This is a genomic window from Streptomyces alkaliterrae, from assembly GCF_007097205.2.
In the GTDB taxonomy this organism is placed as follows: Bacteria; Actinomycetota; Actinomycetes; order Streptomycetales; family Streptomycetaceae; genus Streptomyces; species Streptomyces alkaliterrae.
On record NZ_VJYK02000386.1, the window covers coordinates 1 to 4373 of the forward strand.

General features: G+C 71.1%; 5 protein-coding genes. 3 read left to right on the top strand and 2 right to left on the bottom strand.

Annotated elements, in window-relative coordinates:
• The first annotated feature begins 520 nt into the window (after nucleotides 1-520).
• The 3 genes from FNX44_RS24195 (at nucleotide 521) to FNX44_RS24205 (ending at nucleotide 2035) form a co-directional block, all read left to right on the top strand.
• Entirely contained in the window at nucleotides 521-1222 is a 702-nt protein-coding gene (locus FNX44_RS24195; RefSeq protein WP_228450173.1) for a C40 family peptidase, read from the top strand.
• 127 nt (nucleotides 1223-1349) lie between these two features.
• Nucleotides 1350-1592, top strand: coding sequence for a hypothetical protein (locus FNX44_RS24200; protein ID WP_143651066.1), 243 nt, complete (start codon nucleotides 1350-1352; stop codon nucleotides 1590-1592).
• Nucleotides 1589-2035, top strand: a complete 447-nt coding sequence (locus tag FNX44_RS24205; protein ID WP_143651068.1) for a PIN domain-containing protein — start codon at nucleotides 1589-1591, stop codon at nucleotides 2033-2035. Before FNX44_RS24200 ends, FNX44_RS24205 begins: the two co-directional genes overlap by 4 nt.
• A gap of 31 nt (nucleotides 2036-2066) precedes the next feature.
• Here FNX44_RS24205 and FNX44_RS24210 read toward each other — a convergent pair whose 3' ends face one another.
• Nucleotides 2067-3359, bottom strand: coding sequence for a geranylgeranyl reductase family protein (locus FNX44_RS24210; RefSeq protein WP_143651070.1), 1293 nt, complete (start codon nucleotides 3357-3359; stop codon nucleotides 2067-2069).
• Between the two features lie 110 nt (nucleotides 3360-3469).
• On the bottom strand, nucleotides 3470-4165 hold the full coding sequence (locus FNX44_RS24215; protein ID WP_143651071.1) for a demethylmenaquinone methyltransferase: 696 nt from the start codon (nucleotides 4163-4165) through the stop codon (nucleotides 3470-3472).
• Between the last annotated feature and the right edge of the window lie 208 nt (nucleotides 4166-4373).

Sequence of the window (4373 nt, forward strand, 5' to 3'; positions counted from 1 at the left end):
CTTCCGGCCCCACCTGACGACCGCTCGACGGCCGCTCGACCCCACTCGAACCGCCCGCTCGTGAACGGCCGCACATGTTGAGCGCGCGTGACAAGACGCGATGTGAGCCCCGTCACATTCAAATCCCGTCAGCCGCTGCCACATTGGCGTTACCGCACCGAGACATGCTAGGCCCGTCGACCTAACGGGCAATCCGGACAACGATGTGGTCAGAGGACCGTACTCGGACATGATCGCGGAAAATCTGACGACCTGAGGGATACTCAAAAGGCATGAAACGGGCACCCCGTGGCCGGCTGTGGCGCACTCCACCCTGCTTGAGTGGAACGTTCTCCCACTGATAGCCCTGGACAACATGTCCTCGAACGCTCATATACGCCGCCACCGGAAACCCCGTCGTTCCGCTCGGAACACGCTCATCAGCACGGGTGTTGCCGGTGGCGTCCTCACGACTCTCGCGGTCACCGGCGCGGCCTCCCCGGCCTCCGTCGCGACCGCGTCCCCCGTTGACACCGTCGAGATGCCGACGCTCGGAGACCTCGTCTCCCAGGGCGCCGACGAGGCGGTGTACGCGACCCAGAGCATCGCGGTCCAGTACGAACTCCGCGCCGAGCAGGCCGAAGCGGCCGGCAAGGCCCGCAAGGCCGCGGCGAAGACCGCCAAGGTCGCCGCCGAGAAGGAGCGCAAGGCGGCCGAGGCCGCCGCCGAACGCGCCCGCCAGGCAGCCGAGAAGCGCGCCGCGGAAGCCCGCGCCGCCGAGGCGCGTGCGGCCGATACCCGCGCCTCCCGCAGCACCCAGCGCACCCTGCCGGGCACCTCCACCGCCACGGCCCCCACGACGCAGGCCCCGGCCAGCGCCGCCACCGGCTCCGCCGCCGCGGTCGCCGCCTTCGCCCGCGCCCAGGTCGGCAAGCCCTACGTCCTGGGCGCCACCGGCCCCAACGCGTACGACTGCTCCGGTCTGACCACCGCCGCGCTCCGCCAGGTCGGCGTCAGCCTGCCGCGCACCTCGCAGGCGCAGTCCTCCGCCGGCACCGAGGTCGGCCTCGGCAACCTGCGGCCCGGCGACATCCTCTACTGGGGCGGCAAGGGCAGCGCCACGCACGTGGCCATCTACGTCGGCGACGGCAAGTACGTCGGCGCCCAGAACCCCCGCGCCGGCGTCGGCCTGTACAACATGGGCTGGGGCGGCACCCCCAGCGGCGCCGTCCGCTTCGTCTGACCCCGTCGGCCTCCCGGCCGACCCCCAGCGACACCCCACGCGCGCCCCGGGCTCCCGCCCGGCGGCGCGCGTCGGCGTCTCCGCGCGAGCCCGAGATTTTTCCTACCGGCGGTGTTACGTTTTAGGTATGAGCAGCCACGTAGCACACCAGACCGCTGAGCGGGCAGGCAAGAGATCCGTGTCGCTTGCGCAATCGTTGATCAAGGAAGTTGAGGAGCGCACCGGCAAGAACGGCTTCTCTTCCGTCGTGGCCGAAGCCCTGGAAGAGTGGCTCGCCGCGCAGAAGCTCCGCGAGGTCGTGGCCGCCGACCGCAGGGCGTTCGGCCCCGTCTCCGCCGAAGCACGGCGGCAGGCGGAACAGGAGTGGTGAGCAAGCGCCTCAAGGCCAAGGCCAAGCGCGAAGGCACGCTCGTCCTGGACGCCCAAGGGCTTTCGTTGCACGTCGACGGCGACGAGGGGATGCGTGCGCGTATCGAAGTCGCCCAGCAGAGCGGCCGCCGAGTGGCGCTGTCCGTCCTGACGCCCTTGGAGGTGCGACGCACAGGAGAAGCCGCCAAACGACTCCGCTTCCTGCTGTCCCGGTTCGACGTGAAACCGGTCAACGACGCGGTGACGGACACGGCGGCGAAGCTGCTGGATGTTTCGGGCCTTGACGGGCACGAGTGCCTCGTGGACGCACTCGTCGTCGCCACGGCCGCGCTGTGCACACCCCCGGTACTGCTCGCCACCTCCGACAAGTCGCACATTCCAGCGCTGTGCAAGGCCGCCGAAGAACTTCCCGGCTCGCCGAAGGTGAAGATCGTCAACTTTTGAGAGCTCAATCCCGCGACCCGGCCGGTGGGCGTCAGGCCCTGGGGGCGACCTTCGTGAGGCCGTTGATGATGCGGTCCATGGCGTCGCCGCCCGTGGGGTCGGTGAGGTTGGCGAGCATCTTCAGGGTGAAGCGCATCAGCACCGGGTGCGGCAGGCCGCGTTCGGTGGCGATCTTCATGATCTTCGGGTTGCCGATGATCTTCACGAAGGCGCGGCCCAGCGTGTAGTAGCCGCCGTAGGTGTCCTTGAGGACCTTCGGGTAGCGGCGCAGGGCCAGTTCGCGCTGCGCGGGCGTGCTGCGCGCGTGGGACTGGACGATGACCTCGGCGGCGATCTGCGCCGACTCCATCGCGTACGCGATGCCCTCGCCGTTGAACGGGTTCACCAGGCCGCCGGCGTCGCCGACGAGCAACAGGCCCCGGGTGTAGTGGGGTTGGCGGTTGAACGCCATCGGCAGGGCGGCGCCGCGGATGGTGGTCGTCATGTTCTCCGGCGTGTAGCCCCACTCCTCCGGCATGGAGGCACACCACGCCTTCAGCACCTCGCGCCAGTCCAGCTCCTTGAAGGCGCTGGAGCTGTTGAGGATGCCGAGGCCGACGTTGGACGTGCCGTCGCCCATGCCGAAGATCCAGCCGTAGCCGGGGAGCAGCCGGTCCTGCGGCCCGCGCCGGTCCCACAGCTCCAGCCAGGACTCCAGGTAGTCGTCGTCGTGGCGCGGGGAGGTGAAGTAGGTGCGCACGGCGACGCCCATCGGGCGGTCCTCGCGGCGGTGCAGGCCCATCTTCAGCGACAGCCGGGTGGAGTTGCCGTCGGCGGCGACGACCACCGGGGCGTGGAAAGTGACCGGCGTCTTCTCCTCGCCGAGCCGGGCATGCACGCCGGTGATGCGGCCGGCGCGGTCCAGGATCGGGTCGCCGACGTTGCAGCGCTCGTACAGTCGCGCGCCGGCCTTCTGGGCCTGCCGCGCCAGCTGCTCGTCGAAGTCGTCGCGCTTGCGGACGAGGCCGTAGTCGGGGTAGCTGGCCAACTGCGGCCAGTCCAGCTGGAGGCGGTGGCCGCCGCCGATGATGCGCAGACCCTTGTTGCGCAGCCAGCCGGCCTCCTCCGAGATGTCGATGCCCATCGCCACGAGCTGCTTGGTCGCGCGCGGGGTCAGGCCGTCGCCGCAGACCTTCTCGCGGGGGAAGCTGGTCTTCTCCAGCAGCAGGACGTCCAGGCCCGCGCGGGCCAGGTGGTAGGCCGTCGTGGAGCCGGCGGGGCCGGCACCGACGACGATCACGTCGGCCTGGTGCTCCGAGGCTGGGGTGGTGGTGGGCTCCGCCACGAGGACTCCCGCGAGAGGTCGGACTGGACGAGTCGAAGTCTACGTTCGGCCCCGCGCGCGGCGTGGGCCGGGCACGGGCTGTACGAACCCGCGCTCGGGCGGGGCGGCGCTCAGGCGGGGCGGTAGCCGCGGTGAAGGGCGACGATGCCGCCGCTGAGGTTGCGCCAGGCGACTCGTTCCCAGCCGGCGTCCTGGAAGCGGCGGGCCAGCTGCCGCTGGTTCGGCCAGGCGCGGATCGACTCGGCGAGGTAGACGTAGGCGTCCGGGTTGGTGCACACCGTGCGGGCCAACGGCGGCAGCGCGCGCATCAGGTACTCGCTGTACACCGTGCGGAACGGGCCCCACGTCGGCTGGCTGAACTCGCAGACGACCACCCTGCCGCCGGGCTTCGTCACCCGCAGCAGTTCGCGCAGCGCGGCGTCGGTGTCCTGGATGTTGCGCAGCCCGAAGGAGTTGGTGACCACGTCGAACGTGCCGTCGGCGAACGGCAGCCGCATACCGTCACCCGCGACGAACGGCAGGTCGGGGTGGCGCCTGCGGCCCTCCCGCAGCATGCCGAGGCTGAAATCGCACGCCACGGTGTAGGCGCCGTCGCGCACGAACGGCAGCGAGGACGTGCCGGTACCGGCGGCCAGGTCCAGCACCCGGTCCCCCGGCCGCGCCGCGACCGCGCGGGCCACCTCGCGGCGCCACAGCCGGGACTGCCCCAGCGACAGCACGTCGTTGGTCAGGTCGTACCGGGCGGCGACGTCGTCGAACATGGAGGCGACTTCGTCCGGGCGCTTGTCCAGCGAGGCTCGGGTCATGCGCCCATTCTTCACCCGCCTACCGACAGCCGGACCGCCGGGTGGGGACACAGTGGCAGAAGCGGTGCCGGAAACGCGGTCAGCGGGCGCGGTGGAGGAGGCGGCCGCCCAGGACCGTGGCGAGGCAGCGGCCGTCCGAGGCGCGGACGGCGAAGTCGGCGGCGGCGCCGACGGTGAGGGCCGGAGCATCCGTCGGTGGGGCGGGGGA

Coding starts and splice junctions, on each gene's coding strand:
- FNX44_RS24200 (WP_143651066.1), top strand. CDS start 1,350: ATGAGCAGCCACGTAGCACACCAGACCGCTGAGCGGGCAGGCAAGAGA.
- FNX44_RS24215 (WP_143651071.1), bottom strand. CDS start 4,165: ATGACCCGAGCCTCGCTGGACAAGCGCCCGGACGAAGTCGCCTCCATG.
- FNX44_RS24195 (WP_228450173.1), top strand. CDS start 521: ATGCCGACGCTCGGAGACCTCGTCTCCCAGGGCGCCGACGAGGCGGTG.